Origin of the sequence: Actinoallomurus sp. CA-142502 (assembly GCF_050936355.1) — a bacterium.
Taxonomy (GTDB): Bacteria; Actinomycetota; Actinomycetes; order Streptosporangiales; family Streptosporangiaceae; genus Actinoallomurus; species Actinoallomurus iriomotensis.
The window spans coordinates 9,605,876-9,629,551 of sequence record NZ_JBNJMY010000001.1; the positions used below are offsets into that span (position 1 = coordinate 9,605,876).

Consider the following 23,676-nt stretch of genomic DNA (forward strand, 5'->3'; position numbering starts at 1 on the left):
TCAGGCGACGAGCCGGGCGGCGGACGGGGCGGAACCCGTCATGGCGGCGTCGGCGTCGACGAGGTAGATATGCGCCATCTTGGGGCCGGAGGTTCCGATCCAGAAGGTCTGCCCGTCAGGCAGCTTCGCCCACGAGGTCGCGTAGGCGGCGATTCCGGTGCAGGTGAGAGTGGCGGAGTCGTGCCCGACGAAGGGGGTGAGCAGCGGGACGCACACCAGGTTGAACGCACCGACTGCGACTCCTTTGGCCGCGTTGAAAAGCGCCTCGCTGGTTCCCCGATCAAGCCGGATTCCGCAGCTTTCCTCCGTATCTCCAGCGAATGTGTAGCACGTGCGGTCGAAATTGATGGATGCCGGCATTTGAATGTCCGCCGGATTCACTGCGGCGGACCCGGCCTGGGAGTCGCCTTCGCCGGCGACGGACAGCACGGCGGCGTGGGCCGGAGCGGCCGATGCGGCGGTGATACCGGCGGTCAGCGTGGTCACGATCGCCGCGGCGATCACGATGATCAGGCGCTTGGGACCGGGCCGTGTGGCGGTTGTGCGAGTCATGGGATGCTGCCTGCCTTTCTCGCCCTGATGGCGATTTGCGCTTGACCTCCTTTCTAGGACCGCCGTTATTGATTGGCGACATCAGAATGATTGTTCTGATTGATCGGTAGAGCCCGAACAAAAAATGCACACCGTGGAGGGGACCGTACTGCCGCGACCGGCCGGCGGCACGCTTCCGGTGAGGAAGCGGTTCCGAAGTACGGGGGCCGGCCGATGGCCCGGCGAGCGTGCCCTCTCGGTCAGGCTGCTCCGGCCTGGCGGTGGCGACGCACCGCGTCCCGGTTGGCGCAGGCGTGGGAGCAGTAGCGCTGCCGTCCCGGGCGGCTGTGGTCGATGTAGGCGTTGCCGCACTCGGGCGACGCGCAGCGTCCGAGGCGGTGCATGCCGCGGTCGGTGAGGTGCTGGGCGATGGCGACGCTGGTGGCCGCGGTGAGGATGCCCGCCAGACCGGCCCCGCCGGGCCGATAGTGGATGTGCCAGCCGCTGCCGTCGTGGTCGGTGACGGTGGGATGACCCGCGTAGCGGGAGAGCAGGTCGTTGAGCAGCGCGACGCGGTGCCGGTCGGTGGCGGCGTCGACCAGCCGCGCCCAGCGCGTCAGGTAGTCCAGTACGACGTCGAGGTCACGGCCGCCGGCCGGCCGGTCGAGGGGCATTCCGGCGGCGGTCCAGCGGGCGGCGAGTTCGTCCGGGCTGGTCGGCGGCCGGTTGAGCAGGTCGATGACGTTGCGCAGCAACGGCAGATTGTAAGGGTTTACCGGCATAAGGGCATTACAGCACAGTGTCGGGCATGAGGTACTGGCTGCCACTGGTGGCGTGCTGTCTCGGCACGTTCCTGCTGCTGTTGTTCACGACGATCGTGACGGTCGCCCTGCCGCGCATCGGCGCCGAACTGCACGCCGGGTTCGGCGCCCAGCAGTGGATCATCGACGTGTACACACTCGCCCTGGCCGGACTGCTGCTGGGAGCGGGGTCGCTCAGCGACGTGCTGGGCGGCAGGCGGGTCCACACGGTCGGGCTGGCCGTGTTCGGCGTCGCCACGCTGGCCTGCGGGCTGGCGGACACACCGCTGATGCTCATCGTGGCCCGTGCGGTGCAGGGGGTGGCCGGGGCCGCCATGTTCGCCACGATCCTGCCGTTGATCGCCTTGACCTACACCGGCCGGGCGCGGGGAACCGCGTTCGCGGTGTGGGGCGCGGTGGCCGGCGCCGCCTCGGCGGTGGGCACGGTCGGCGGCGGTGTGCTCACCGAGCATCTGGGCTGGCGGTCGACGTTCCTCGCCGCGCTCCCGCTGTGCGCCCTCGCACTGGTGCTGGCCGTCACCTCACTGCCCGACATGCCCGCCACTCCGGGGCGGATCGACTGGCCGGGAGTCGTCACGATCAGCGTGGCGGTCACCTCACTCGCCTACACCGTCATCACCGGTTCCGGCTGGTCGGCGCCCGGTACGCTGCTCGGCCTGGCCGTCGCCGTGGCCGCCGGCACCGGCTTCGTACTGGCCGAACGTGCCGGCGCCCACCCGATCCTCCCGCCGGCACTGTTCGGCACCCGGGCGTTCGCCGGCGTGCTGCTGGCGGCGTTCGCCTACTACTTCGCCGCCTTCGGCGCACTGCCCGACATCTCCACATGGCTGCAGTCCGAACTGCGGACGAGCTCGTCCGCGACCTCGTTGGTGCTCACCGTCCAGCTGGTGGTGTTCATGGGCGTGTCGGGGCTGGTCAGCAGCAGACTGCACGGACTGCCCCAGAGCTGGACGCTCGGCGGGGGAACGGTCGCGGTCGGTCTCGGTTGCCTCACCGGCCTCGCCCTCGACGCCGGATCCGGCTGGCCGGCACTGCTGCCGTTCCTGGTGCTCACCGGAGCCGGAGCCGGCGTGGTCTCCCCTGTCCTGCCCGCGGTCGCCACCACCGCGGTACCGCCTTCCCACGCCGGCACCGCCGGCGCCGCCGCGAACAGCGCCCGCCAACTGGGGCTCGCCCTCGGCGTCGCGACCTGCGGCACGGTCTTCCACAGCCGCCCGCCGACTCCCGGAGGCGCCGCAGCGGGTGTCACCGGCGCACTCGCCGTCTGCGGAATCCTCGCCGTCACCTGCGGAGCACTCGCGGCCGGGCTACTGCACCCCCGGCCGGACGTGGTTCCTACGGCGTCGAGGTGGCCGCCTTGACCCCGTAGGGTGCGGTCACTTCGGCGCCGTGTCGGTCCAGCCGGACTCCAGCATGGTGAAGGAGGTGAACGCGGCGCCGGGCTTGGCGGGTACCTTCGTGTCCGACTTCTGCACCACCGTCTGGTCGGCGAGTGCTTGGCCTGTCGAGGGATCGATGATGAGCCGGAACTGCGGAACGTGGTTCCCGTCCTTGTCCGTGCCGCCGCCTATGGCGATCGCCGTGCCCCATCGGCCGGCCTCGTCCTTCGCCGCGCCTGCCTTCTTGACGCCGTGAAGCCCAGCGAGCATCCGGTAGGTGGCCGCGCGGACCTGGGGCGTCAGCGGCGCGCGCACCAGCAGTTCGCTGCCGAAGTCGAAGATTCGAGCATCGTCCGGAGGATCTTCGCCGTTGTGCTCGGCCTGCCGGCTGAGGTAGTCGCGGATGGTCGCCTCCAGCTCGTCCGAGCGCGCGGGCAGGGCGAAGACCTGCCGGAGCGAGAAAGGCCGTCCGGTGAGGATCTCAAGGTTCGGATCACTCTGCTCGAGCGTCGCCTTCCCTGGTCCCGGCGTGACCTCCGCGTGGAAGTCCGGGAGCCGTTTGTTCTCAAACGGTGACGGCGAGCCCGCGCGCCGCCAGGCCGCTGCGTCGGCCGGACTCGCCGGTTCGGCACCGAGGTGCTGTGTCAGGTCCCAGCCGGGCTTTTCGGGATCGCGCGCCATCCAGTACTCCAGACGGTCGTGCGTCTTGATCCAGTACGGGTTGCTTTGTGTGCCGAAGAGCAACAGGTCGCTCACCTGTATCCGCACATGCCAATACCGTCCGTTGGGCTGTGGCTGGTGGCCGGTCTTCTCCGCGGCCGCGAGCAGGAGCCGACGGCCGGAATCCTGGTCTGTCTCCGACTCTGGACCGGTGCCGGCCGACAAGACCGTCAGCGTCACCGCGGTGGCTGCGGCCGCCAGCCCGAGCCCGAACGGCAACAACCGCGAGCCGCCGAAGAGCCGCCGACGAGAGGGCCGGCTCAGCCGATCGAGACGGGCGCGGGCCGCGGCGACCTTGTGCGCCGGCACGGGCGCGGGCCGGTCGTAGAGATCGCGGACCAGCTGGATCTCATCCATCGTGTTCCTCCAGGTCGAGCAGTGGATTGGTCCCGCCCAGCGCCTCACGTAGCTTTCTTCTGGCCCGGTTCAGTCGTGACCCGACCGTGCCGTACGGGATGTCCAGCGCGGCGGCCACCTCCTCATGGCTCAACTCGGCGAGCGCGACGAGCAACACCACATCGCGGTCCCCGGCGGACAGCGCGGCGAGTGCCCCCGCGAGCCGCCCCCGCAGGCCCTCAGCGGCGATCCGCGCTTCGAGTTCCTCAGACCCGGCGTCCCCGGCGATGGACCCCGCGTCCCCGGCGATCCGGTCCATGGCGCGCAGTGCTCGCACCTCACCGCGCCGGTGCTTGCCGACGAGATTGGTCGCGAACCCGTACAGCCAGGTACGCACGCTGGCACGCGCGGGCTCGTACCGGTCGCGTTTACGGAACGCGGCCAGGAATGTCTCTGCGGCCACGTCGGAGGCATTCTCCGGCCCGATCCGCCGCTCCACATACGCGTGGATCTCGGCGAAGTAGGCATCAAAGATCGCTCCGAAGCGTTCAGGGACATCCCGGGACTCGCGGATCACGGCGGCGTCGTTGGCCGCGCGCATCGCTGGATCTCCGATCGCAGCGGTCACATTGGGCTCCGTCTCATGTGCGGCCTCTCTATGGCGCGTTGGCGGTCACCCAGGTCTCACCCGATCTCCCTCAGCGCTTTCACGCCCCGACCCCAACCACCGGCCCGGCCTAGCGGTGGTTCCGGCGGGAGCGAAGCTGACGGCCGCCCTGGTACTCCAGCCGCAGATGGTGATCATCGCTGGTCGGGCTGCCGGATGAGGTGTTCGTCGGGGGTTGTACGTGTCGCTGCATCTCGACACGTAGGCACACGTCTGGAGACGTATCGAGACGCATGTAGACGTAGGCATGGAGAGATGAGACGGCCACCGCTGGACGCTTCAGGTGTACCGCCGGGGTGCCGTTCGGCTGGGTCACCGCCGATGAGGCCTATGGCGATAACGGGCCGTTGCGCCGGTTCTTGGAAGACCGGCGGATCAACTGTGTCCTGGCCGTCTCACGCGCTCATCAGGTCCCCACCGGCGTGGGCCGGCTGCGCGCTGCGGCCCACGAGCTCCGCCGACTATTCGCGATGCTCTGCCGGCCACCCGACGATGCCACTACCAGCATCAACACAAACAAGATCACTAACTACGGCTGGAGTACTAGTCGGCCAAGCGCTCGGCGTCTTCGGAGGAAATACGCGCGACCTCGACACAATCCACACCCTGGGCGTTGCTTCGGCTGCTCTTTCGCCAGTCAAGCGTTGTCATAAGAGGCTCTCCAAGGCTCGCTTGATCATTTCCCGAGATTGATTCTCGGGAAGTGCGTGCGCTCCGACTCGCTCGTACAGTACCGCAAGGCTTCGCACCTCGGCTGCGGCCACCAGCAGCCTCCCACCGAACTGAGCCTCGGAGTAAGCCACATCCCCGGTTTCGTTTTAGAGGATTTTGAAGGAACCGCCCAGACCTCTCCGCAGCCCGGCTCTCCTTGTCGGCGTGCTGCTTCATCCAGGCGGGATTGTGGGCCCGGCAGGCGTACTCAAGGAGGCGCGTGAAGTGCCCGTGGGTGTTCCAGAGCGAGTCGAGCTTCGCCGCCTGCTTCTCGTCGAGCCAGCGACAGCTGAGTCGCACGCCTCCATTGTGCTGATTCGAAAAGTAGCAAAAGGAGGTGCTTATGGTCTCGGATTTGTTCACGCTTACGCTCGCTCCGGCCAAGGAAGCGGCCCGTCAGGCCCGGTCGGCGACGACGCATTTCCTCCGTGAATTGGACATGAAGGAATTGCTGGACGACGCCACTCTCGTCGTCAGCGAACTCACTACGAATGCCACCAAACTGGGACAGAAATTCAGGCTGCGCCTGATCGTGAACGAGCGAACGCTGCGGATCGAGGTAAGTGATCACTCCGTGGACGAACCGATCGTCAGGGCACGGATCGGGGACGACCGGGCGGAGGACGGTCGTGGCCTTCTCGTCGTGGCGGCGCTGGCCGATGCATGGGGCTTCGACGTGCTCCCCGACGGCGGGAAAACGGTCTGGGCGGTTCTCACGTGCCGCTGAACGACCGCCCTCTGAACCCGTACGACGACCTGCTCCGGCCACGAGAGGTGGCGGAGATATTCGGTGTCCGTACGACGACCATCGCCCGGTGGGCACGCGAAGGGCGCATCACCGCCGTGCCGACGCCGGGCGGGCACCGGCGGTACCGCCGGGCCGATGTTCAGACGCTCCTCGATGCGCGTACAGACGCCGACGTGTCCCCCGCCGCCCGTGAACAGGACGCGGTTCGGCTCTATGAGATGGGCTGGAGCATCCGCCGGGTCGCCCAGGAGTTCGGCATGAGCTACGGCGCCATGCGCCGCCTGCTCGGCCGCCACGTACGCCTGCGCGACCGTCGCCGAGCAGGGGGAGGCGACCGTACGGGCCGGGGAGGCCGGCCCGTACGGTCATCGTGGGTCAGCTACAGGTGTGGTCGGGTTTCAGGGCGAAGTCGGCCGTTGTCGTGGCCAGTTTGGCGATCTTGACGGACCTGGTCTGCGGTGCCCAGCCGTCCTTGGCCGCGATCAGGGTGAGCGGATTGTTGCGGGTGTCGAGCCACAGCACGTACTGACCGTTCTTGTCGGTCTTGAGCGTGTAGCTCGCCGTCCACGAGTCGATCTCCACGGTCGCCCCGGTGAGCGGTGCCGGTGTGCCGGTGCAGCCGGCACCCGTCACCGTTCCGGTGATCTTGCCCCAGGTCTTCGGCGGGTTCACCGTGAGCGTCACCGGGACGGCCAGGGCCCCGTACGGGGTCTTGGCGCCGATGGTGACCTGCGCGGTGAACGTGCCGGGCTGGGTGATCGTGTCGACGTTCGCGTTGAGCGACACCACGACCTTCGCGGTACCGCCCGCCTTGATCGTCACCTCCGACTTGTCCTCCGACAGCCACGGGACGTCGCCGCCCGCGGCGTCGCACTGGTCGTAGCCGGGCAGCTGCTCGCTGTTCTTGACCGCGTTGAAGCCGCCGGTCGAACCTCCGATCTTGTAGAAGCCGCAGGCGGCGGCGCCGCGGTAGAGGGTGTTGTTGGAGTTGGGCAGCGCGGTCCAGGCGTTCGCGTCCGGGTCGTACGCGAAGCCCTGGTTGGTGAGCGTGCTGGTGCCGTTGGTCACGCCGCCCGAGACGAGCAGCTGGCCGTTGGCCGTCGACGAGCTCATCGCCCACAGGTCGATCGGCAGGTCGGCGACGGAGCTCCAGCTGTCGGACGACGCGTCGTAGGCGTAGGCGTGCTTGGACGAGGCCGTGCCCGCGGTGCCGCCGGCGCAGTACACCTTGTCGCCGAGGCCGCCGCAGCCGAGCCAGGCGGTCGACTCGGGGTACGCGTGCGCCGAGCTCCAGGAGTTCGACGCGGGGTCGTACACCTGCACGCCTGTCTGACCGCAGGCGTCGGCGCAGCCGCCGACGACATAGATCTTGCCGTCGGCCACGGTCACCCCCGCGCCGGCGAACGGCTTGGGGTTGTCGGCCCCGGTCGTCCAGGTGTTCGCGGCCGGATCGTAGATCTCCGTCTTGGCGACCGTGTCACCGGAGTCGGACCAGCCACCGAAGACGTACAGCTTGCCGTTCAGCGCGGCCACCTCCGGCGCCTCGCGTCCGGCGCTCATGCTCGCGAGGGCGCTCCACGCCTGGGTGCCCGGATCGTAGACGTAGGCCTTGGCGCTGGTGGCCAGGCCGTCGACGCCGCCGACCGAGTACACCTTGCCGTCGATCGTCGCCGCGCCGTTGTCCATGACCGCCGAGGGGTAGTCGGCCGTCGCGGTCCACGGCGGTGCGTACGGGCTCGCGGCGGCCGCGGCTGCGGCCTTCGCCTTGGCCTTGGCGTCCACCTTGCCGGACTGGAACCGTCCGGACGAGTAGTCTCCCTTCACCTTCTGCAGCGGGGCGCCCTGCGCCGCGGGCTGGTAGGTGCCCGACCTCTCACCGATCTTGGCGGTGACCGGTGCGGTGCCGGTGTTCTTCAGCGTCACGGTCTGGCTGGCCTGTCCCTGCCAGGCGACCGTCTTGTCGACCGAACTCGGAGTGATCGTGATCTGGGGCGCGCCGAGCGAGAAGTTCGCCCCCGTCGCCCAGTTCGCGGCCACGTTCACGGTGACGTCCTGGGACGTGTAGTTCGACGCGGTGGCGGTGAACTTGTGGCTTCCGGTGGCCGAGGAGTACAGCCAGTAGAAGCCGTCGCCCAGGTTCGGGTCGTTCGGGGTCGCCGCCGAGATCGCCTTCTCCGCCGGCTTGTCGGCCGAGGTGACCGAGGCGCCGTTCACGCCGGCCCCGGTGTTCTTGTCCAGGACCTGGCCGACGACCAGGCCACCCGAGGTCGGGTCACAGCTGCGGCTGCCGAGGAAGACGTCGTCGACCTGCCACCACCAGCTGAACTTCCCGGTGTAGTGGAACCGCAGCTGGACCGCGCTCTTGTTCCCCGCGGCGGACAGGTCCACGGACTCGGTCCGCGGCCCGCGAGCGCTGTCGCTGGTGTGGTGCCAGACGTTGCTCCAGGTCTGGCCGCCGTCGACGCTGTAGTCGACGTCCCCGACCGAGGAGCTGATGCCGTAGTAGTCGGAGCGGAAGGACAGGTACGGATGAGCCTTCCCGGTGAAGTCGACGACGGGGCTGATCAGCGAGCTGTTCTGGCTGCCGCCGTTGCCGTACTTGTCACTGTCGATGTTGGCGAAGCCGCCGGACCCTCCGGTGTGGTTGGTCCGGTTGCCGGGGTCGGTGAACACCCAGGTCTGGCCGTTGCCGACCTTGTCGTCGACGGTCCAGCCGCTCGGCGCGGTGGTGCCGTCGAACGACTGCGTGGTGCCGGCGTCGTAGTGGTAGGCGTAGCCGGCCGCGCTGCAGGTCGTCTGGTCGACGGCGACGTCGACGTCCTTGTTCGCGTCCGCCGAGCCGACCGTGATGTCCGCCGTGCCCTGCGTGTAGCCGGGGTAGAGCGCGTCGACCTGCAGTGAGTAGGTGTCGTCCGCGGGCACGGTGATGTCGTAGCGCCCGGTCTTCGGGTCGGTGTAGGCGACCGCCGTCGTCTCACCCTTGACCCGTACGGTCGCATACAGCGGCCAGCCGTGGCCCGAGCCGTCGCGTACGGTGCCGGTGACGTGGACGTTCGACCTCGCGGTCAGCGCGAAGTTCTCGGTCACCGTCTGGCCGTCCTCGACCGCGACGCCGGAGACGGTCTTGGAGGTGTACCCGAACTTGCTCGCGGTGACGTCGTACGTCCCGGCCGGCACGTTCAGGGAGTAGTGCCCCTGACCGTCCGTCGTGGTGGTGGTGTCGCCGACGCTGACCTTGGCCTCCGCCAGGGCGTTGGTGCCGTCGGTGACCGTACCGGACACGACGCCGCGCGGGCCGGAGTGGAACGCTCCCGTACCGTTCGGCGTGCCGAGCCCGGTCGGGCCGTCGTAGCCGGTGCCGGCCTTGCACAGGTACGCCGGGTCACAGCTGCCGTTGCTGCCGGAGGTGACGTCGTTGAGGTCGGAGGTCTGGTCGTAGGGGAAGGAGTTGGGCGACGAGCCGGCCGCCGGCGTACCGCCGAGCGCGTAGGTCGACGCGATGATCGGGGCGGAGGCACTGGTGCCGCCGTAGACGTGCCAGCCGCCGTAGTAGACCGCGACGCCGGTGTTCGGGTCGGCCACCGCGGAGACGTCCGCGACCGCGCGGCGCGAGCAGCCGGAATCCGTCTGGAACGAGGGCTTGGTCTCGTACGTGGAGCAGCCGCTGCCGGCTCCGCTCCACGCCGCCTCGGTCCAGCCCCGCGTGGTGGAGGTGTCCTTGGCGAGCGAGGTGCCGCCGACCGCCGTGACGTACGGGGACACGGCCGGGTAGCTGGTCCCGTAGCCGTCGTCGCCGGTGCTGGCGGTGATGGCGACGCCGGGGTGGTGGAAGAAGGAGTCGTCGTAGGAGGTCTCGTCGGATCCCTCGCCGCCGCCGTAGCTGTTGGAGACGTACTTGGCGCCCTGCGCGACGGCCTGGTTCACGGCCGCGCCGAGGTTGTCCATGTAGTTGTCGTCCGACTCGACGAGCAGGATGTTGCAGCTCGGGCAGATCGCGCTCACCATGTCGACGTCGAGCGAGATCTCCCCGGACCAACCGGCGTCCGGCGGCGGATAGCTCGTTCCACCGCGCTGGTCGATCTTCTTGAAGCAGCCGTTCGCCGTGGTGCACGGCGGCAGGCCGTACTGCTGCCGGTAGACGGCCAGGTCGCTCTCGGCGGTCGGGTCGTCGAACGCGTCGACGATGGCGACCGTCTGGCCCGCCCCGCCCGAGGGCAGGTTGTACGCGCTGAGCAGGTCCGCCGGCCCGAAGCCGGCGGGGGTGTCGGCCGGCTGGACGCCCTTCGGACCGATCACGTCGTCGCGGACCACGGACATACAGGACGCCTGCCCGGCCTTCTCGGCCTCGGCACAGACGTTGTGGGTCGGGTGCTGGCCGGCGGAGGTCGGGCTCGTGGCCTTGGAACGTGGGAGGGGCGCCTTGGTGGACGCGCCGGCTGCGGCGGGGACGGCGATCACCGTGGCCACCGCGACGGCGAGCGCCAGCAGCCAGGCGCTCAGTCTCCTCGCCGCGGGATCGGCCGCGGCGAGAACAGACACGCGGCGGGTACGCCGCGCCCTGGAGGGTTGGGGCATGCAGGCCTTCCTCAGCGGGGGGAATCGATGACCCGATACGGGTCACTGAACAAGCCGATATTGACTCAAGGCCTGACTACGATCACCGTCCGAATGTGGACGTTACGTTATGACTACAGCTCTTGCGGAAAATGACACGTCACTTACAAAAGGCGGACCTACGACGTTCAGTAACGGTTTTCGGCCGTCGGCACAGGCGCCGTGTTAGCGCTAGCGCCGACTCCTACAAGAATCGAGCGCCGATCTTTGAGCCGGTCGTGACCTCGGTCACGGACACCGCGCCGTGCAGCACGATCGTCTCGAGGCGCTGGAGACACTCGGTCACGACGCGGTCCCTCCGGTCAGGGGAGGTGGAAGATCGGCGCGCTGGGCAGGGTGGCCGGGGGCGTGCCGACGACGTTGATGTAGAAGGGGTCGCCGTCCAGCACCCGGTCGGTGGCGTACCAGTTGCCCGGCCGCGAGCCCGAGCTCCGGTTGTCCCCATCGGGGACGATCATCACGGAGAAGTTGCCGTGCGCGCGCGCCGCCCCCTGGTAGGTGCTGGCGAAGGGGTACTCGTCGCAGTCGGTCTTCTTCGGCTTACCGTACGTGTGCGGATGCTCTGCGGCGCCTTCGGGTCCTGGAGGCTGAAGGTCAGGTACGACGTCGCCGGGAAGATGACGCCGTTCTGGTGCTTGGCCCTCATGTCGGGCGACGAGTCGAATCGAAGCGTCCCGTCCGGGCCGAGCTGGTCCCTGCCCTGGAGTGACTCCGGGTGCGTGAAGGCGAACCGCATCTTGAACGTCCCCCGGGCGATGCGGTCCGCGTCGATGTACAGCGTGAACGCGCCGCGCGAAATCCACGCCGGCGATGAACCGGCCCGTCGTTTCGCAGAACGTCAAAATGCGAAACCGCGCGTTCCGGAGACCGGGAATGCGTACCCGGCCTCACTGCGTTCACCGCTCTTTTCCATTACCGGTGGGGCTCGTCGAGGCCGGGGTTGTCGGATCCGGGCCGCGTCGTTCGTAGAGAGGGTGAGAGGCCGCCTACGAGGGGCTGCCACGACCACCGGAGGTACCGACCGATGCCGCACCCACAGGCCAAGGTTCACCGCATGTTCGAGCTCGTCGAGCCGATCGCCACCGTCACCTTCTCCGAGGTGCCGAACGAGGCGTTCCTGGCACTCGGCATGCGCGACTACTGGGACGGATACTTCGCGGGCCGGGCCGCGCCGCTGGGGCCGGCACCGGCCGAGGTGGTGCACGCGGTCTTCTACAACTTCGCCGACGGCGAGGTGGCGCGCCACATCCCGTGGGTCTGGGGGAAGACCACCCCGGAGGAGGCGATCGCCGTACGCGAGCGGGGCAGCGTCGCCGCGCTGCGGCAGATGATCGGGGAGCTCGCCGACTCCCCCGGTCTGGTGCGGGTCGCCGACCTCGCCACCCGAGCAGCGGTCGGCGCGCCGACCGAGGGCCGAGTGCTGTACGCCGCGCTCCGGGCGCTCGACGTGCCGGAGGAGCCGGTGGCCAGGCTCTGGCACGCGGCGACGCTGCTGCGGGAGCACCGTGGGGACGGCCACAACGCCGCGCTCGTCGCCCACGGCATCGGCGGTACCGAGGCCCACGTCCTCATCGCGCTCTCCCTCGGAATGAGGCCGGAGGAGTTCGGCCGGATCCACCACCTGCCCAAGGCACGGCTGGCCGCCGTCGTCGACGGGCTGCGCGACCGCGGCCTCGTGGACGCCGCCGGCAGGTTCACCGACGCCGGCCGGGAGACCAGGGAGCGGATCGAGGCCCTCACCGACGAGCTGGCGGCACCGGCGTACGACGTGCTCAGCACGGACGAGCTCGATGAGCTGGTCGCGGCGCTCGAGCCGATCGCCGTCGCGGTACAGGCCGCCGACGACTGAGCAGGGCCTCCTTGACCAGCGCGGTCACTCCGCGGGATGGGCGTCCGGCGGCGACCGCGACGGTCACGCTCCGAGCAGGCGCCTTACCTCGGTGGGAGTGTGGCCGAGTTCGGTGCGTACGGTGCGGCACAGGTGGGCCTGGTCGGCGAAGCCGAGGTCGGCGGCGATGCCGGCGAGGTGGTCCGCGCCCTGCTCGATGTGGTCGAGCGCCCGGGTCACGCGGATCCGGTTGCGGTAGCGGGTGAGGCTCGTGCCCGTCTCATGCTGGAACGTCCGGCTCAGGTGGCTGGGTGACACGCCGAGCAGCCGGGCCAGGGGGATCAGGCCTCCGGCCTCCGGGTGGTCCGTCAGCAGCGCCTCACGGGCCTCGTCGGCCAGGGTCCGGCGGCTGCCGCGGCGCGGGGGCCGCCTCCGGGGGCCACGCAGCAGGCCGTCGAGCAGGCCGACCAGCTGCTCGGCCATCGCGAACGCGACGTCCGGCGCGGCGCGCAGAAGGCGCCGGTGGGCGAGCTGGAGCCGCCCGTCGAGGTACACCGACGCCGACGCCGGACGCCGGTCGTCCCCGGCCACCGACCGCCACAGGGCCGGTGAGAACGTCACCGCGGTGCAGACGTCGCCCCCGGCCGGATGCGCGAAGCTCACGAGGTCTCCGGGCACCTGGAGGTAGCCGGCCGTGGGGTCGGCGAGCGCGTCGCGCCCCTCCGAGCGCAGCCGGAACCGGCCGGAGCGTACGAGCACCACCTGATGCCGCCCGGCCTGCTCGGGCGGCGACCATCCCGGCCGGTGCTCGGCACAACGCACCGTGGCGACCGAGAAGTCGGGTCCGCCGGCGAGCGGAACACTGGACAGCACCCCGCCACACTAACGAAGCCGAAAAGGTCCGCGAGAGAGCAAGAATCGTCAAGCCGGCACCCGCCCCGGCGGCGCAGACTGCCCGAGGTCGTCTTGGGAGGGCGCATGCGTCGCGGGTCACTCGTCGTTCTGCTGACCGGGCAGGTCATGGTGTCGATGGACGGATCGATCGTGACCGTCGCCCTGCCGCACATCCGTACCGGGCTGCACGCCTCCGACGCGCTGCTGCAGCTGGTCACCGGCGGCTACATCCTCGCCATGGCGTCGCTCGTGGTCACCGGGGCGAGGCTCGGCGACCTGTACGGGCACCGCCGGCTGTTCCGCTGCGGGCTCGCCGGGTTCACCGCCGCCTCGCTGGCCTGCGGGCTGGCGCCGGACGGCCCGGCGCTCGTGGCGGCACGGTTCGCGCAGGGCGGTTCGGCGGCGCTCGTGCTGCCGCAGGTGCTGTCCCTCGTCCAGCTCGGCTTCTCCGGGCCGGCCCGGGCGCGCGCGCTCGGCCTGTACTCGATGGTGCTCGCGCTGGGAGTGGCGATCGGGCAGATCGCCGGCGGCCTCATCGTGAGCGCGGCCGGGTGGCGTCCGGTGTTCCTGCTCAACGTGCCCGTCGGCGCCGTGCTGATCGCCGTCGGCTCCCGTTCGCTGCCCGGTGGGCGGGAGCGGGTACGGTCCCGGCTCGACGTGCCCGGCGTGCTGATCCTGTCCACCGCGATGACCGCCGTGGTGGTGCCGCTCGTGTTCGGCCAAGAGGAGGGCCGGCCGCCGTGGACCTGGGTGTGCCTGGCCGCCGGATGCGCCGGCCTGGCCGCCTTCGCGTGGTACGAGCGGCGCGCGGCGAGCCCGCTGCTGGACCTCGGCGTGCTGCGCGCGCCCGGTGTCGCGCCGGGGCTGTTCGCGGCGTGCGCCGTCATGGGCGCCTACACGGGTCTGATCTTTTCGCTCGCCCTGCACCTGCAGAGCGGCCTGGGCCTGTCGCCGCTGGGCGCGGGTCTGGCCTTCCTGCCGTACACGGCCGGCTTCGCGGCCGCCGGGCTGTCCTGGCCGCGCCTGCCGGTACGCGGGCCGCTGCCGGTCGCCGGGCCGCTGGTGTTCGCCGCGGCCGCCCCGCTCATCGCCCTGACCGTACGGCACGGCTGGTCCCCGCTCGTGATCCCGCTGCTGGTGGTGGCCGGGGCGGGTCACGCGGCGGGCTTCAGCCCGCTCGTCGAGCGGCTCGCCGCCACGGCGGGCCCGGCGCGGGCGTCCGCGGTGTCGGCGCTGACCAACACGGGCACGCTGCTCGCCAACACCCTGGCCATCGCCACGCTGGGCGGCGTCTACCTGGGCGCCCGCACCTCCGCCCAGGGCCTCCTCCAGGTGACCGTGCTGCTCGCCGCGCTGCTGTGCCTGGCGGCGGCCGGGGCGTGGCATACGGTCGCCGCGACCGCGACGCGACCGCCGATGCCGGCTGCCCGGCCGTCTGAGCTCGGCGTTCACCGTAAGCTCGGGGCATGACACAGTACGTGCTCACGCTGTCCTGCCCCGACCGGCCGGGCATCGTGGCCGCGGTGTCCGGAGTGCTGGCCGACCGCGACTGCAACATCGTGGAGAGCCAGCAGTTCGGTGACCGGGGCACCGGCCGGTTCTTCCTGCGCACGCAGTTCGACGCGCCGGACGGTCTACGCGACGCGCTCACCGGGGCGTTCTCCGCCCTGGCCGTCGACTTCGGCCTCGACTGGCACCTGTACGACCTCGCGGTACGCACCCGCGTGCTGATCCTGGTCTCCAAGCACGGGCACTGCCTCAACGACCTGCTCTACCGCCAGCGCTCCGGCCTGCTCGGCGTCGACGTCGTCGCGGTCGCCTCCAACCACCCCGACATGCGGCCGCTGACCCAGTCGTACGGCATCGACTACCACCACCTGCCGGTCGGCGCCGACAACCGCGCGGCGCAGGAGGCTGAGATCCTCGCGCTGGTCGAGCACTACGGGGCCGACCTCGTCGTCCTCGCCCGCTACATGCAGATCCTGTCGGACGACCTGTGCGCGAAGCTGCCCGGCCGGATCATCAACATCCACCACTCCTTCCTGCCGAGCTTCAAGGGCGCCAAGCCGTACCACCAGGCGCACGAACGCGGCGTGAAGCTCATCGGCGCCACCGCGCACTACGTGACCCCGCACCTGGACGAGGGGCCGATCATCGAGCAGGAGGTCGCCCGGGTCGACCACACCCACGGCCCGGAGGAGCTGATGGCGGTCGGCCGCGACATGGAGTGCCTGGCGCTGGCCCGCGCGGTCCGCTGGCACGCCGAGCACCGCATACTGATCAACGCCGACCGGACCGTGGTGCTCCGCTGACCTGTCGTCCGCGACCTCGCGTCACGCACCGTGGTTCAATGCCACGGTGCGTGATCGAGGTGACTCCGCGAACGACCGCTCCCGTGCCTGCCGCGCGGCGGTGCGCGCGTTCCGCCCACGGCGGGTGCTGCCGGCGAGCCTGGCCGCCTCGCTGCTGACCGCCGCCGGGGCGTCCGTCGCCGTGCACGTCATCTCGAGCCGGCTCGGCCATCCGGTCGTGCGTCCGGAGGTCACCGCGCGGCTCTCCCGGCTGGCGTGGGACGACCCGGCCGTCGCGGCCACCGGTGGCGGCATGACGCTGGCGGGGCTGCTGTTCGTGCTGGCCGCGGTGCTGCCCGGCCGTACGAGCACGGCGCCGCTGGCCGGCGACGACCCGAGGTTCGTCACGGGCCTCGGCCGGGCGTCGCTGCGGGCGGCCCTGCACGCCAGCGTGCTGGAGGTGCCCGGCGTGGACACCGCGACCGTGCGCCTGCGAGGACGGCTGCGGCCGCGGGCGGAGATCCGCGCGGTCACCGGGTTCAGCGACCCCGAGCACCTCGGCGAGCAGGTGGCCGACGCCGTACGCGACCGGCTGGAGGAGCTCGATCCGGTTCGCGTGCCGGAGGTGGCGGTACGCGTCTGCGAGCGTAAGGACTGATCGGATGTTCAACCGCGTCTGGCTGGCGCTGACCGGCCTGGTGTTGCTGGGCGGCGGCGGCACGGCACTGGCCGCCGGGCTGTTCCGGGCGAGCCGTCCGCTCGTCACCGCGTCGACGTCGCGGTGGGTGGCGGCGCATCTCTGGTTCTGGCCGGCCGTGGCGGGCGGCTCGCTGACGGTCGCGATGCTGGGCAGCGCGTGGCTGGCCGCGCAGTGGCGGTGCCGCACGCTGCGGCGGCTCGCGATGGGCGACGCACGCGCCCGAACGACCCGCATGGCGGCGCGCGTGGCCGCCCGCGCCATCGCGGCCGACGTGACCTCCTATCCGGGGGTGCGCCGGGTGCGCACGCGGCTCTCCGGCAGCGCCCGGCGCCCCGCGATGCGGGTACGGGTGATGTGCGAAGCAGACGCCGACCTGGGCGAACTCGCGTGGCGCATCCGCGACGACGCCATGGTCCGCCTGCGCACGACGCTGAACCGCGCCGACCTCGGCGGTGTGATCGACTTCCGGGTGAAGCGTGCTGACCGAAATGAGGATCGCCGCGTAATCTGAGGCGTCATGTCCTCTCTGCGTGCCGCCGCCGGCGACCTCCACGACGATCTCGTCCGCCTCCGCCGTGACCTGCACCGCGAGCCCGAAGTGGGGCTCGACCTGCCGCGTACCCAGGAGAAGGTGCTCGCCGCCCTCGACGGGCTGCCGCTGGAGACCACGACCGGCACGGCGCTGTCCTCGGTGACCGCGGTGCTGCGGGGCTCGTCGCCCGGCCCGGTCGTGCTGCTGCGCGGCGACATGGACGCGCTGCCGCTCACCGAGCGCTCCGGCGTGCCGTACGCCTCGCAGATCCCGGGCACCATGCACGCCTGCGGGCACGACCTGCACACCGCGATGCTGGTCGGCGCGGCCCGGCTGCTCGCCGAGCGGTCGTTCGCGGGCAGCGTCGTCTTCATGTTCCAGCCCGGCGAGGAGGGCAACGGCGGCGCGAAACTGATGATCGAAGAGGGCCTGCTGGAGGCGGCCGGAGCGCGGCCGGTCGCCGCGTACGGGCTGCACGTGACCTCCTCGCTCATCCCGGCCGGGATCTTCCTCACCCGGCGCGGCCCGCTGATGGCCGCCGCCGACCAGATGCGCGTGACGGTGCGTGGCGCGGGCGGCCACGGGTCCCAGCCGCACCTGGCGAAGGACCCGATCCCCGCCGCGAGCGCGATCGTGACGGCCCTGCAGACGCTGGCGACCCGGAGGTTCGACGCGTTCGACCCGGTCGTGATCACGGTCGGCAGCTTCAACGCGGGCACGGCGCCCAACATCATCCCCGACGAGGCGCAGCTCGGCCTGACCATCCGCTCCTTCTCCCCCGCGGCCCGCGCCCGCGTCATCGACGGCGTACGGGAGCTGGTCGACGGCATCGCGGCCGCCCACGGGCTCACCGCCGAACTCGAGCACGAGATGGGATACCCGGTGACGGTCAACGACGCGGCCGAGGCCGAGTTCGCGGCCGGCGCGGTCGCGGACCTGTACGGGCCCGAGCGCTTCATCTGGGTGCCGAACCCGATGACCACGGCGGAGGACTTCTCCTACGTCCTGGAGGAGGTGCCGGGGGCGTTCGTGTTCCTCGGCGCGTGCCCGCCCGACCGCGACCCGGCCACGGCGCCGTTCAACCACGCCACGACGGCGGTCTTCGACGACGCGGTGCTGCCCGACGGGTCCGCGCTGCTCGCCGAACTCGCCCTGCGCCGCCTCGCCGCCTGAGGCTCAGGCCGCCGGGTAGGGGCTCCGCATCGCGCCGAAGTAGCCCGCGCCCGTACGGCTCTGGGCGACATCCTCCACGCCTCCACCCGAGCACTCGCCTGACGCGGGCCGAATCGGTCGCTCCGGGCATGTCGCGGCCCCTATCATGATCATCCGGTTCTGGTGGCTCGGGTCGGCGATGGAGGACCGGGAACGTGCGGAGGCTGGCTCTCGTCGCGGGGCTCGCGGTGCTGCTCGGCGGGTGCGGATCCGCCGCCGAGACGGCCAAGAACCCTCAGCCCAGCGATTCCCGGCCGCGGGTGCGCCAGGTGAACGTCGGGGACGCCGTCGTCCTCGCCGGCGTGGACGACGCGAACGGCACCGGCACGCTGCGGATGGCCGTGAAGGTCAAGAACGTCGTCGCCACGGCCATCGGACGCGGCGCGTTCGAGAAGCCCCGCAAGGGTGAACGGTTCGCCGCCGTGCGGTTCGTGTTCAAGAACATGGGCGCGACGCCGTACCACGACAGCCCGACCTTCGGCGCGAAGGTGATCGACTCGGCCGGTCACGGATACGACCCGACCGTCGCGACGGTGTCGGCGGGACCGCCCTTCCCCCGTGTGATGAGCCTGGTACGGGGCCAGGTCCGGAGCGGCTACATCGTCTTCGCCGTACCGAGGGCGGCGAAGATCGTCAGCGTCCAGTACGCCCTGAACGCCGGGTACGCCCCCGAGCTCGGCGAGTGGCGGGTACCCCCGAGAGCCCCCGCGAGAACCCCTCCGACACCACGCGTCGGCTAGCCGTACTGACCACGGAGGTTGAGTACGGGCGACACGGCTCCGGAGGTGGGCCACCTTCTGGCGGCTCACCAGGGATGAGTGCCGCCGTTCTCGTTGAGGAACACGCCGGTGGTGTCCTCGCCGGGCGACAGCACCTGGCGGGCGATGTGGGCGCCGCCCTCGTCGGCGCTCAGGTGGCCGGCGTGGCCGTTCAGGTCGGTCGCGCAGAAGCCAGGTGACAGCGCGTTGACCCTGATCCCGGCGTCGCGGAGCGAGTGGGCGTAGATGAGGGTGATCGCGTTGAGCGCGGCCTTGGAGGAGTTGTAGCCGAGCAGGTTCGCGTACCGCCACAGCGGGGAGTCCGGGTCGGTGAGGAAGCCGACGGTGCCCAGGCCGCTGGAGACGTTGCCGATGTGGCCGGCCGGCGACCTGCGCAGGAGCGGCAGCATGGCGTTGGTCACCGCGACGACGCCGAACACGTTCGTCTCGTACGTCTCGCGCAGCGCCGCGACCGGCAGTTCGGCCGGCGGGTGCGGCCGGTCGCGGGAGATTCCCGCGTTGTTGACGAGGACGTCCAGGCGGCGGTACTCGGCGTCGATCAGGCCGGCCGCCGCCTTGATCGTGTCCGGGTCGGTCACGTCCAGGTGGACGAACCGTACGTCGAGGTCCTGTGCGGTCAGCTCGGCGGCGGCCTCCGCGCCCCGGCCGGGGTGCCGCGCGCCGAGCAGGACCGTGTGCCCGGCACGGGCGAGTTCGCGTGCGGCGGCGAACCCGATGCCCTTGTTCGCTCCGGTGATAAAGATGATCTTGTGGTCGGTCATGCCCTCACCCTGACCCCGGACCGGCGCGGCCGGGAGAGCACGGCCGAGGCTGGTACCGGCGGTCCCATGGTGGCGGCGGCTCCGGCGAGGCACGCTGGGCGGGTGAACGAGTTCGATCGGGCGGAGCTGGCCGCCTTCCTGCGGCGATGGCGGGCGCGGGTCCAGCCGGCCGACGTCGGGCTGGAGGCCGGCCACCGCCGGCGCACGCCCGGCCTGCGCCGCCAGGAGGTCGCCCAGCTGGCCGGCATGTCGGTGGACTACTACATCCGGCTCGAGCAGGGCCGGGGGCCACACCCGTCCCGGCAGATGATCGGCGCGATCGCCCGTGCGCTGCGCCTGTCCGAGGACGAACGCGCCCACCTGCACCACCTCGTCGGCGAGGTGCCCGGACCGCCGCCCGGCCCTCGACGGGACGTACGGCCCGGCGTGGCGCACCTGCTCGACCGGCTCGACGACACTCCCGCGCTCGTCTGCGACGCGAAGTACGACGTGCTCGCGTGGAACGCGATGGCCGCCGCCCTCCTCGGCGACTACTCGGCGCTGCCGCCCGGCGAGCGGAACGTGATCTGGCGGTTCTTCACGGACGCGGCGGCACGTGACCGGCACGACGCCGAGGGCGGCCGCCGGTTCGCCCGCGAGTCCGTCGCCGATCTGCGCGCGGCCGCCGCACGGTATCCCCGCGACGCCGGCATCCGCCGGCTGGTCGACCGGCTCCTGGCCGCGAGCGCCGAGTTCGGCGAGCTGTGGGCCGAACAGGACGTGCGGGTCCGCCGCTCGACGAGCAAGCGGCTGCGCCATCCGCTGGTCGGCTGGCTCGACCTGGACTGCGAGGCGCTGCACGACCCGTACCAGGACCAGTGGATCGTGCTCTACACCGCCGCCCCCGGTACTCCGTCGCACGAGGCGCTCCGCCTGCTCAAGGTCGTCGGCACCCAGGACCTCACGACCCGGCCGTGAGCGGGAGCGGTCAGGCGCGGACCGCGCGGACGGTCAGGGTCACCAGAGGCAGGTCGAACTCCCCCGCCGTCTCGGGCGTCGCGCGCAGGTACTCCAGGACGCGGTCCAGCAGTGCGGCCCGCTCCTCCTCCGGCATCACGAGCACGTGCGAGTGGGTGCCGAGGGTGGCCGCGAGGGAGTCCGCCGTACGCCGCTGGACGTGGCGGAACGTCTCCTGCTCCAGCGTGGGGAAGCGGGGGCCCAGATCGAGTTCGGCGACGCTCTCCCGCCGGCGGACGGCCGCCCAGCCCCGGGCGATCTCCTGGTATCCGCGGACCCACGGCACGTCGTCGTCCTCGCGGTTCCACAGGCCGCCGACGACCCCGCCCGGCGTGAGCACGCGGGACATCTCGGGCACGGCGCGGTCCAGGTCGAACCAGTGCATCGCCTGCCCGACCACGATGGCGTCCACGGAACCGTCGGCGAGCGGGATCCGCTCCGCCGAGCCGGCCAGCGCCCGCACGCCGGGCAGCGCGCGGCGCAACTCGGCGAGCATGCCGGAGTCCGGCTCGACCGCGACGACCTCGGCGCCGGTCCGCATCAGGCTCGCGGTCAGCTTGCCGGTGCCGGCACCCAGGTCGAGCACCCGCAGCGGCGAGCGCCCCGACACCGGCTCCAGCACCCAGCGGACGGCGGCCTCGGGATAGCCGGGCCGCTCGGCCGCGTACGCGGCGGCCTGAGCGCCGAACGACGAGGCCCGGCGCGCGTGTGTCTCCGGCGTGACTTCGGATGGGTGAACCATGGCCCCCACGGTAACCACCGTGGGGGCGTCGAGCCTTGTGCGTTCGGGCGGCTCGTGCCAGTAACCGGCAAAGACCGGCGACATGCCGGTGGACGGCGCCCCTCGCCGCGAGAGCGCCGTCCATACTTCACCGAGCGGACGGGGGCGCTTAACTCGCGCGGCGCGGGGGCGCCGCGAGCGGCGGGCATCATCTCCCCCGCCATGTCGCGAACTCGCCGGGGAGCCGATCGTTGCCGAAACGCGTCGCCGCCGCGCTGGCACTGGCCGCCGCGGCTCTCATCGCCCATTTCCCGAGTGCGGGCGCGACCCCGGCCCACGCACCCTCGGCCCACGCGGCCCCGGCGCGGCACGTCGTCCTCATCGGCGTTCCCGGGCTGCGGTGGAACGACGTCGGGCCCTCGGTCACCCCGAACCTGTGGCGCCTCGCCGGCACCGCCGGGACGGGCCTGCTGTCGGTACGGGCGGTCGGCACCCTGACCTGCCCGGCGGACGGCTGGGTCACGGTCTCGGCGGGCGCCCGGTCGGCCGCCGGGCCGTACTGCCACCGGCCGGTCCACCTCTCCCGGCACGGTGAGGGCGCGATGGTCGGCGAGACCGAGCGGATCCGGCGGATCAACGCGGGCTTCGGCCCGGTGGGGCTGCTGGCCGACGCCGTGCACCGGGCGGGCGGCTGCGTGAACGCCGTCGGCGCCGGAGCGGCGCTGGCCGCCGCCGACGGCCGGGGGCGCGTCGACACGTACGCTCCGGCGCCCGCCGCGCTGCCGCCGGGCGCGTGGTCCCGATGCGCGGTCTCGATCGTCGACGCGGGCATGGTCGGCGGCGGCGACCGGGCCTCCGCGGCGCGCCGGGCGGACACGACGGTCGGGACGGTGCTGGCGCACCTGCCCGCCGGCACCGGCGTGGTGGTGGCGGGCGTGGCCGACGACCTGAGCCGTACGCCGCATCTGCGGCTCGCCATCGCGACCGGCCCCGGGACCGCGGGCCGCTACCTCGGCTCGGACTCCACCCGGCGCGCGAACATGGTGATCCTGCCCGACCTCACCGCGACGCTGCTGGCCTCGGCGGGGGTCCCGGCACCGGCCGGGTTGATCGGAACGCCGCTGCTGCCGGACGCCGTACGGCCCGCGCTCGCCGACTCGGTGGCCGACCTGTCCTCCCAGGACGTCGCGGCGCAGACCCACCGGCGGCTGCTCCCGCGTTTCTTCGCCGGGTTCGTGATCAGCCAGGTCCTCCTGTACGCGGCGGCGGCGCTGGCGCTGCGGCACGGGTCCCTGCGCCGGCGTCGCCGGATCCTGTCCGCGACCCGGCTGACCGCGCTCATCGCCGCCGCGGTCCCGGTCTCGACCTACCTCGTCAACCTGGTGCCCTGGTGGCACATGTCCCGGCCCGCGCTCTGGCTGGTCGCCGGGATCGCGGCCGGCGACGCGCTCGTGGTCGGGCTGGCGATGTGCGGGCCGTGGCGCCGCCACCTCCTCGGCCCCGGGACGGTCATCGCGGGCGTGACCGCCGCGGTCCTGGCCGCCGACCTGCTGACCGGAACCCACCTGCAGCTCAACAGCATGATGGGGTACTCGCCGCTGGTGGGCGGGCGGTACTACGGCATGGGCAACATCGCGTTCGCGGTGCTGGCCACCTCGACCCTGCTCGCGTCGGCCGGGATCGCCCAGTGGCTCGAACCCCGCGCCGGTCGCCGGGCCGCCGTCGCGGTCGTCCTCGCCCTGACCCTGACCGCGGCGCTGCTGGACAGCTGGACCGCGTGGGGCAGCGACTTCGGCGGCCTGGTCGCGTTCGTGCCGGGCCTGGCGACGACCGCGCTGCTGGTGGCCGGGCGGCGGGTGTCGTTCCTGCGGCTCCAACTGCTGCGCGCGACCGGGATGGCGCTCGTTCTCGGCGTCGCCTGGATCGACTACCTGCGTCCGCCGTCGCGGCAGACGCACATGGGCCGGTTCTTCGGGCAACTCGTCGAGGGCGACTCGCTGCCCTGGCTGGAGCGCAAGTTCGCCGCGATGGTGCACACGTTCGGCAACCCGACGCTCCTGCCGGTCGTGGTGGCGGGGTTCCTGTTCGTCCTGCTGGTGCTGCACCGTCCGGGGCGCGCGGGCGCCGGTGGCCTGCAGCGGGCGTACGAGCGGGCGCCGATGCTGCGGGCCGGGCTGTCCGGTGCCTTCGTCACCGCCGTGGTGGGCGGGGCGGTGAACGACTCGGGCATCGCGGTGCCGGCGCTGGCGCTGGCCGTCGCCGTGCCCCTGGCGCTGGCCGCCGCCGTGGTCGCCCTCCAGGAGACCGTCCCGGCGGGTGGCTCCCCGACGGCGGACGCCCCCGCGGGCGGCTCCACGGAGGTCACCGCGACGGACGCCTCTCCCGGCGCCGATCAACGTCCGGGTTTCACTCTCCGGCCCGCCGAGGGCTGACCT

General features: G+C 71.7%; 23 protein-coding genes and 1 pseudogene. 13 read left to right on the plus strand and 11 right to left on the minus strand.

The features are described 5' to 3' along the window. Both ACQEV1_RS44910 and ACQEV1_RS44915 read right to left on the minus strand, forming a co-directional pair. A complete protein-coding gene (locus tag ACQEV1_RS44910; protein ID WP_433403252.1) occupies nt 1–552 on the minus strand; it encodes a hypothetical protein in 552 nt (183 codons plus the stop codon). Nucleotides 553–791: 239 nt separating this feature from the next. Further along, nucleotides 792–1,286 carry a CGNR zinc finger domain-containing protein gene (locus ACQEV1_RS44915; protein ID WP_433403255.1) on the minus strand — a complete coding sequence of 165 codons (495 nt, stop codon included), beginning with the start codon at nt 1,284–1,286 and terminating at the stop codon, nt 792–794. 53 nt (nt 1,287–1,339) lie between these two features. On the opposite strand from ACQEV1_RS44915, the gene ACQEV1_RS44920 reads away from it, so the two are divergent. Continuing rightward, complete coding sequence (locus ACQEV1_RS44920; RefSeq protein WP_433403258.1) at nt 1,340–2,713, plus strand: MFS transporter; 1,374 nt, start codon at nt 1,340–1,342, stop codon at nt 2,711–2,713. A 15-nt stretch (nt 2,714–2,728) separates the two neighbouring features. Here the strand turns inward: ACQEV1_RS44920 and ACQEV1_RS44925 are convergent, their stop codons facing one another. Together ACQEV1_RS44925 and ACQEV1_RS44930 are read right to left on the minus strand one after the other, a co-directional pair. Beyond that, nucleotides 2,729–3,808 (minus strand): CU044_5270 family protein, encoded by a 1,080-nt coding sequence (locus tag ACQEV1_RS44925; RefSeq protein ID WP_433403261.1) that lies wholly within the window; start codon nt 3,806–3,808, stop codon nt 2,729–2,731. Next, the gene (locus ACQEV1_RS44930; protein ID WP_285626761.1) at nt 3,801–4,415 is read right to left on the minus strand and encodes an RNA polymerase sigma factor; all 615 of its coding nucleotides are present in this window, start codon (nt 4,413–4,415) and stop codon (nt 3,801–3,803) included. Before ACQEV1_RS44930 ends, ACQEV1_RS44925 begins: the two co-directional genes overlap by 8 nt. A gap of 326 nt (nt 4,416–4,741) precedes the next feature. On the opposite strand from ACQEV1_RS44930, the pseudogene ACQEV1_RS44935 reads away from it, so the two are divergent. After that, a pseudogene (locus ACQEV1_RS44935) lies at nt 4,742–4,894 on the plus strand (transposase); the annotation flags it as partial. 103 nt (nt 4,895–4,997) lie between these two features. Here the strand turns inward: ACQEV1_RS44935 and ACQEV1_RS44940 are convergent. Together ACQEV1_RS44940 and ACQEV1_RS44945 are read right to left on the minus strand one after the other, a co-directional pair. Further along, a complete protein-coding gene (locus ACQEV1_RS44940; RefSeq protein ID WP_433403265.1) occupies nt 4,998–5,105 on the minus strand; it encodes a DUF397 domain-containing protein in 108 nt (35 codons plus the stop codon). Continuing rightward, nucleotides 5,102–5,257, minus strand: a complete 156-nt coding sequence (locus ACQEV1_RS44945) for a hypothetical protein (protein WP_433403267.1) — start codon at nt 5,255–5,257, stop codon at nt 5,102–5,104. The genes ACQEV1_RS44940 and ACQEV1_RS44945 overlap by 4 nt, the downstream gene beginning before the upstream one ends. Before the next feature lie 251 nt (nt 5,258–5,508). Between ACQEV1_RS44945 and ACQEV1_RS44950 the strand changes: the two genes are divergently transcribed. Both ACQEV1_RS44950 and ACQEV1_RS44955 read left to right on the plus strand, forming a co-directional pair. After that, the gene (locus ACQEV1_RS44950; protein WP_433403270.1) at nt 5,509–5,892 is read left to right on the plus strand and encodes an ATP-binding protein; all 384 of its coding nucleotides are present in this window, start codon (nt 5,509–5,511) and stop codon (nt 5,890–5,892) included. Beyond that, nucleotides 5,829–6,356: a helix-turn-helix domain-containing protein gene (locus ACQEV1_RS44955; protein WP_433403273.1), complete on the plus strand. Its 528-nt coding sequence runs from the start codon at nt 5,829–5,831 to the stop codon at nt 6,354–6,356. Before ACQEV1_RS44950 ends, ACQEV1_RS44955 begins: the two co-directional genes overlap by 64 nt. Here the strand turns inward: ACQEV1_RS44955 and ACQEV1_RS44960 are convergent. After that, nucleotides 6,289–10,488 carry a carboxypeptidase regulatory-like domain-containing protein gene (locus tag ACQEV1_RS44960; RefSeq protein ID WP_433403276.1) on the minus strand — a complete coding sequence of 1,400 codons (4,200 nt, stop codon included), beginning with the start codon at nt 10,486–10,488 and terminating at the stop codon, nt 6,289–6,291. The genes ACQEV1_RS44955 and ACQEV1_RS44960 overlap by 68 nt on opposite strands. Before the next feature lie 341 nt (nt 10,489–10,829). Next, nucleotides 10,830–11,330 (minus strand): NucA/NucB deoxyribonuclease domain-containing protein, encoded by a 501-nt coding sequence (locus ACQEV1_RS44965; RefSeq protein ID WP_433406108.1) that lies wholly within the window; start codon nt 11,328–11,330, stop codon nt 10,830–10,832. A gap of 251 nt (nt 11,331–11,581) precedes the next feature. On the opposite strand from ACQEV1_RS44965, the gene ACQEV1_RS44970 reads away from it, so the two are divergent. Continuing rightward, on the plus strand, nt 11,582–12,376 hold the full coding sequence (locus tag ACQEV1_RS44970) for a MarR family winged helix-turn-helix transcriptional regulator (RefSeq protein WP_433403279.1): 795 nt from the start codon (nt 11,582–11,584) through the stop codon (nt 12,374–12,376). Between the two features lie 63 nt (nt 12,377–12,439). Here ACQEV1_RS44970 and ACQEV1_RS44975 read toward each other — a convergent pair whose 3' ends face one another. Then, the gene (locus ACQEV1_RS44975; RefSeq protein WP_433403281.1) at nt 12,440–13,228 is read right to left on the minus strand and encodes a helix-turn-helix domain-containing protein; all 789 of its coding nucleotides are present in this window, start codon (nt 13,226–13,228) and stop codon (nt 12,440–12,442) included. A gap of 105 nt (nt 13,229–13,333) precedes the next feature. Between ACQEV1_RS44975 and ACQEV1_RS44980 the strand changes: the two genes are divergently transcribed. The 6 genes from ACQEV1_RS44980 (at nt 13,334) to ACQEV1_RS45005 (ending at nt 18,724) form a co-directional block, all read left to right on the plus strand. Continuing rightward, a complete protein-coding gene (locus tag ACQEV1_RS44980) occupies nt 13,334–14,719 on the plus strand; it encodes an MFS transporter (RefSeq protein ID WP_433403282.1) in 1,386 nt (461 codons plus the stop codon). Further along, a complete protein-coding gene (purU, locus tag ACQEV1_RS44985; protein WP_285626745.1) occupies nt 14,716–15,561 on the plus strand; it encodes a formyltetrahydrofolate deformylase in 846 nt (281 codons plus the stop codon). Before ACQEV1_RS44980 ends, purU begins: the two co-directional genes overlap by 4 nt. A gap of 46 nt (nt 15,562–15,607) precedes the next feature. Then, on the plus strand, nt 15,608–16,198 hold the full coding sequence (locus tag ACQEV1_RS44990; protein WP_285626691.1) for a DUF6286 domain-containing protein: 591 nt from the start codon (nt 15,608–15,610) through the stop codon (nt 16,196–16,198). A gap of 4 nt (nt 16,199–16,202) precedes the next feature. Then, on the plus strand, nt 16,203–16,751 hold the full coding sequence (locus ACQEV1_RS44995) for a hypothetical protein (protein ID WP_285579869.1): 549 nt from the start codon (nt 16,203–16,205) through the stop codon (nt 16,749–16,751). Between the two features lie 6 nt (nt 16,752–16,757). Beyond that, nucleotides 16,758–17,945, plus strand: coding sequence for a M20 metallopeptidase family protein (locus ACQEV1_RS45000; RefSeq protein WP_433403286.1), 1,188 nt, complete (start codon nt 16,758–16,760; stop codon nt 17,943–17,945). 194 nt (nt 17,946–18,139) lie between these two features. Continuing rightward, on the plus strand, nt 18,140–18,724 hold the full coding sequence (locus ACQEV1_RS45005; protein WP_433403289.1) for a DUF4352 domain-containing protein: 585 nt from the start codon (nt 18,140–18,142) through the stop codon (nt 18,722–18,724). A gap of 65 nt (nt 18,725–18,789) precedes the next feature. On the opposite strand, the gene ACQEV1_RS45010 is transcribed toward ACQEV1_RS45005, so the two are convergent. Beyond that, nucleotides 18,790–19,524: an SDR family oxidoreductase gene (locus ACQEV1_RS45010; protein ID WP_433403292.1), complete on the minus strand. Its 735-nt coding sequence runs from the start codon at nt 19,522–19,524 to the stop codon at nt 18,790–18,792. Between the two features lie 102 nt (nt 19,525–19,626). Between ACQEV1_RS45010 and ACQEV1_RS45015 the strand changes: the two genes are divergently transcribed. Continuing rightward, nucleotides 19,627–20,481 (plus strand): helix-turn-helix transcriptional regulator, encoded by an 855-nt coding sequence (locus tag ACQEV1_RS45015; RefSeq protein ID WP_285626681.1) that lies wholly within the window; start codon nt 19,627–19,629, stop codon nt 20,479–20,481. A gap of 10 nt (nt 20,482–20,491) precedes the next feature. On the opposite strand, the gene ACQEV1_RS45020 is transcribed toward ACQEV1_RS45015, so the two are convergent. After that, nucleotides 20,492–21,262 (minus strand): class I SAM-dependent methyltransferase, encoded by a 771-nt coding sequence (locus ACQEV1_RS45020; protein ID WP_433403297.1) that lies wholly within the window; start codon nt 21,260–21,262, stop codon nt 20,492–20,494. A gap of 230 nt (nt 21,263–21,492) precedes the next feature. Between ACQEV1_RS45020 and ACQEV1_RS45025 the strand changes: the two genes are divergently transcribed. Continuing rightward, a complete protein-coding gene (locus ACQEV1_RS45025; RefSeq protein WP_433403299.1) occupies nt 21,493–23,673 on the plus strand; it encodes a hypothetical protein in 2,181 nt (726 codons plus the stop codon). The last annotated feature ends 3 nt before the right edge of the window (nt 23,674–23,676 follow it).

What these genes read in the sequence shown, in the direction of transcription:
- ACQEV1_RS44955 (WP_433403273.1), top strand. Translation starts at nt 5,829, where the DNA reads ATGGGGCTTCGACGTGCTCCCCGACGGCGGGAAAACGGTCTGGGCGGT.
- ACQEV1_RS45020 (WP_433403297.1), bottom strand. Translation starts at nt 21,262, where the DNA reads ATGGTTCACCCATCCGAAGTCACGCCGGAGACACACGCGCGCCGGGCC.
- ACQEV1_RS44970 (WP_433403279.1), top strand. Translation starts at nt 11,582, where the DNA reads ATGTTCGAGCTCGTCGAGCCGATCGCCACCGTCACCTTCTCCGAGGTG.
- ACQEV1_RS44950 (WP_433403270.1), top strand. Translation starts at nt 5,509, where the DNA reads ATGGTCTCGGATTTGTTCACGCTTACGCTCGCTCCGGCCAAGGAAGCG.
- ACQEV1_RS44960 (WP_433403276.1), bottom strand. Translation starts at nt 10,488, where the DNA reads ATGCCCCAACCCTCCAGGGCGCGGCGTACCCGCCGCGTGTCTGTTCTC.
- ACQEV1_RS44940 (WP_433403265.1), bottom strand. Translation starts at nt 5,105, where the DNA reads ATGACAACGCTTGACTGGCGAAAGAGCAGCCGAAGCAACGCCCAGGGT.
- ACQEV1_RS45000 (WP_433403286.1), top strand. Translation starts at nt 16,758, where the DNA reads ATGTCCTCTCTGCGTGCCGCCGCCGGCGACCTCCACGACGATCTCGTC.
- ACQEV1_RS44995 (WP_285579869.1), top strand. Translation starts at nt 16,203, where the DNA reads ATGTTCAACCGCGTCTGGCTGGCGCTGACCGGCCTGGTGTTGCTGGGC.
- ACQEV1_RS44920 (WP_433403258.1), top strand. Translation starts at nt 1,340, where the DNA reads ATGAGGTACTGGCTGCCACTGGTGGCGTGCTGTCTCGGCACGTTCCTG.
- ACQEV1_RS44925 (WP_433403261.1), bottom strand. Translation starts at nt 3,808, where the DNA reads ATGGATGAGATCCAGCTGGTCCGCGATCTCTACGACCGGCCCGCGCCC.
- ACQEV1_RS44910 (WP_433403252.1), bottom strand. Translation starts at nt 552, where the DNA reads ATGACTCGCACAACCGCCACACGGCCCGGTCCCAAGCGCCTGATCATC.
- ACQEV1_RS45010 (WP_433403292.1), bottom strand. Translation starts at nt 19,524, where the DNA reads ATGACCGACCACAAGATCATCTTTATCACCGGAGCGAACAAGGGCATC.
- ACQEV1_RS44980 (WP_433403282.1), top strand. Translation starts at nt 13,334, where the DNA reads ATGCGTCGCGGGTCACTCGTCGTTCTGCTGACCGGGCAGGTCATGGTG.
- purU (WP_285626745.1), top strand. Translation starts at nt 14,716, where the DNA reads ATGACACAGTACGTGCTCACGCTGTCCTGCCCCGACCGGCCGGGCATC.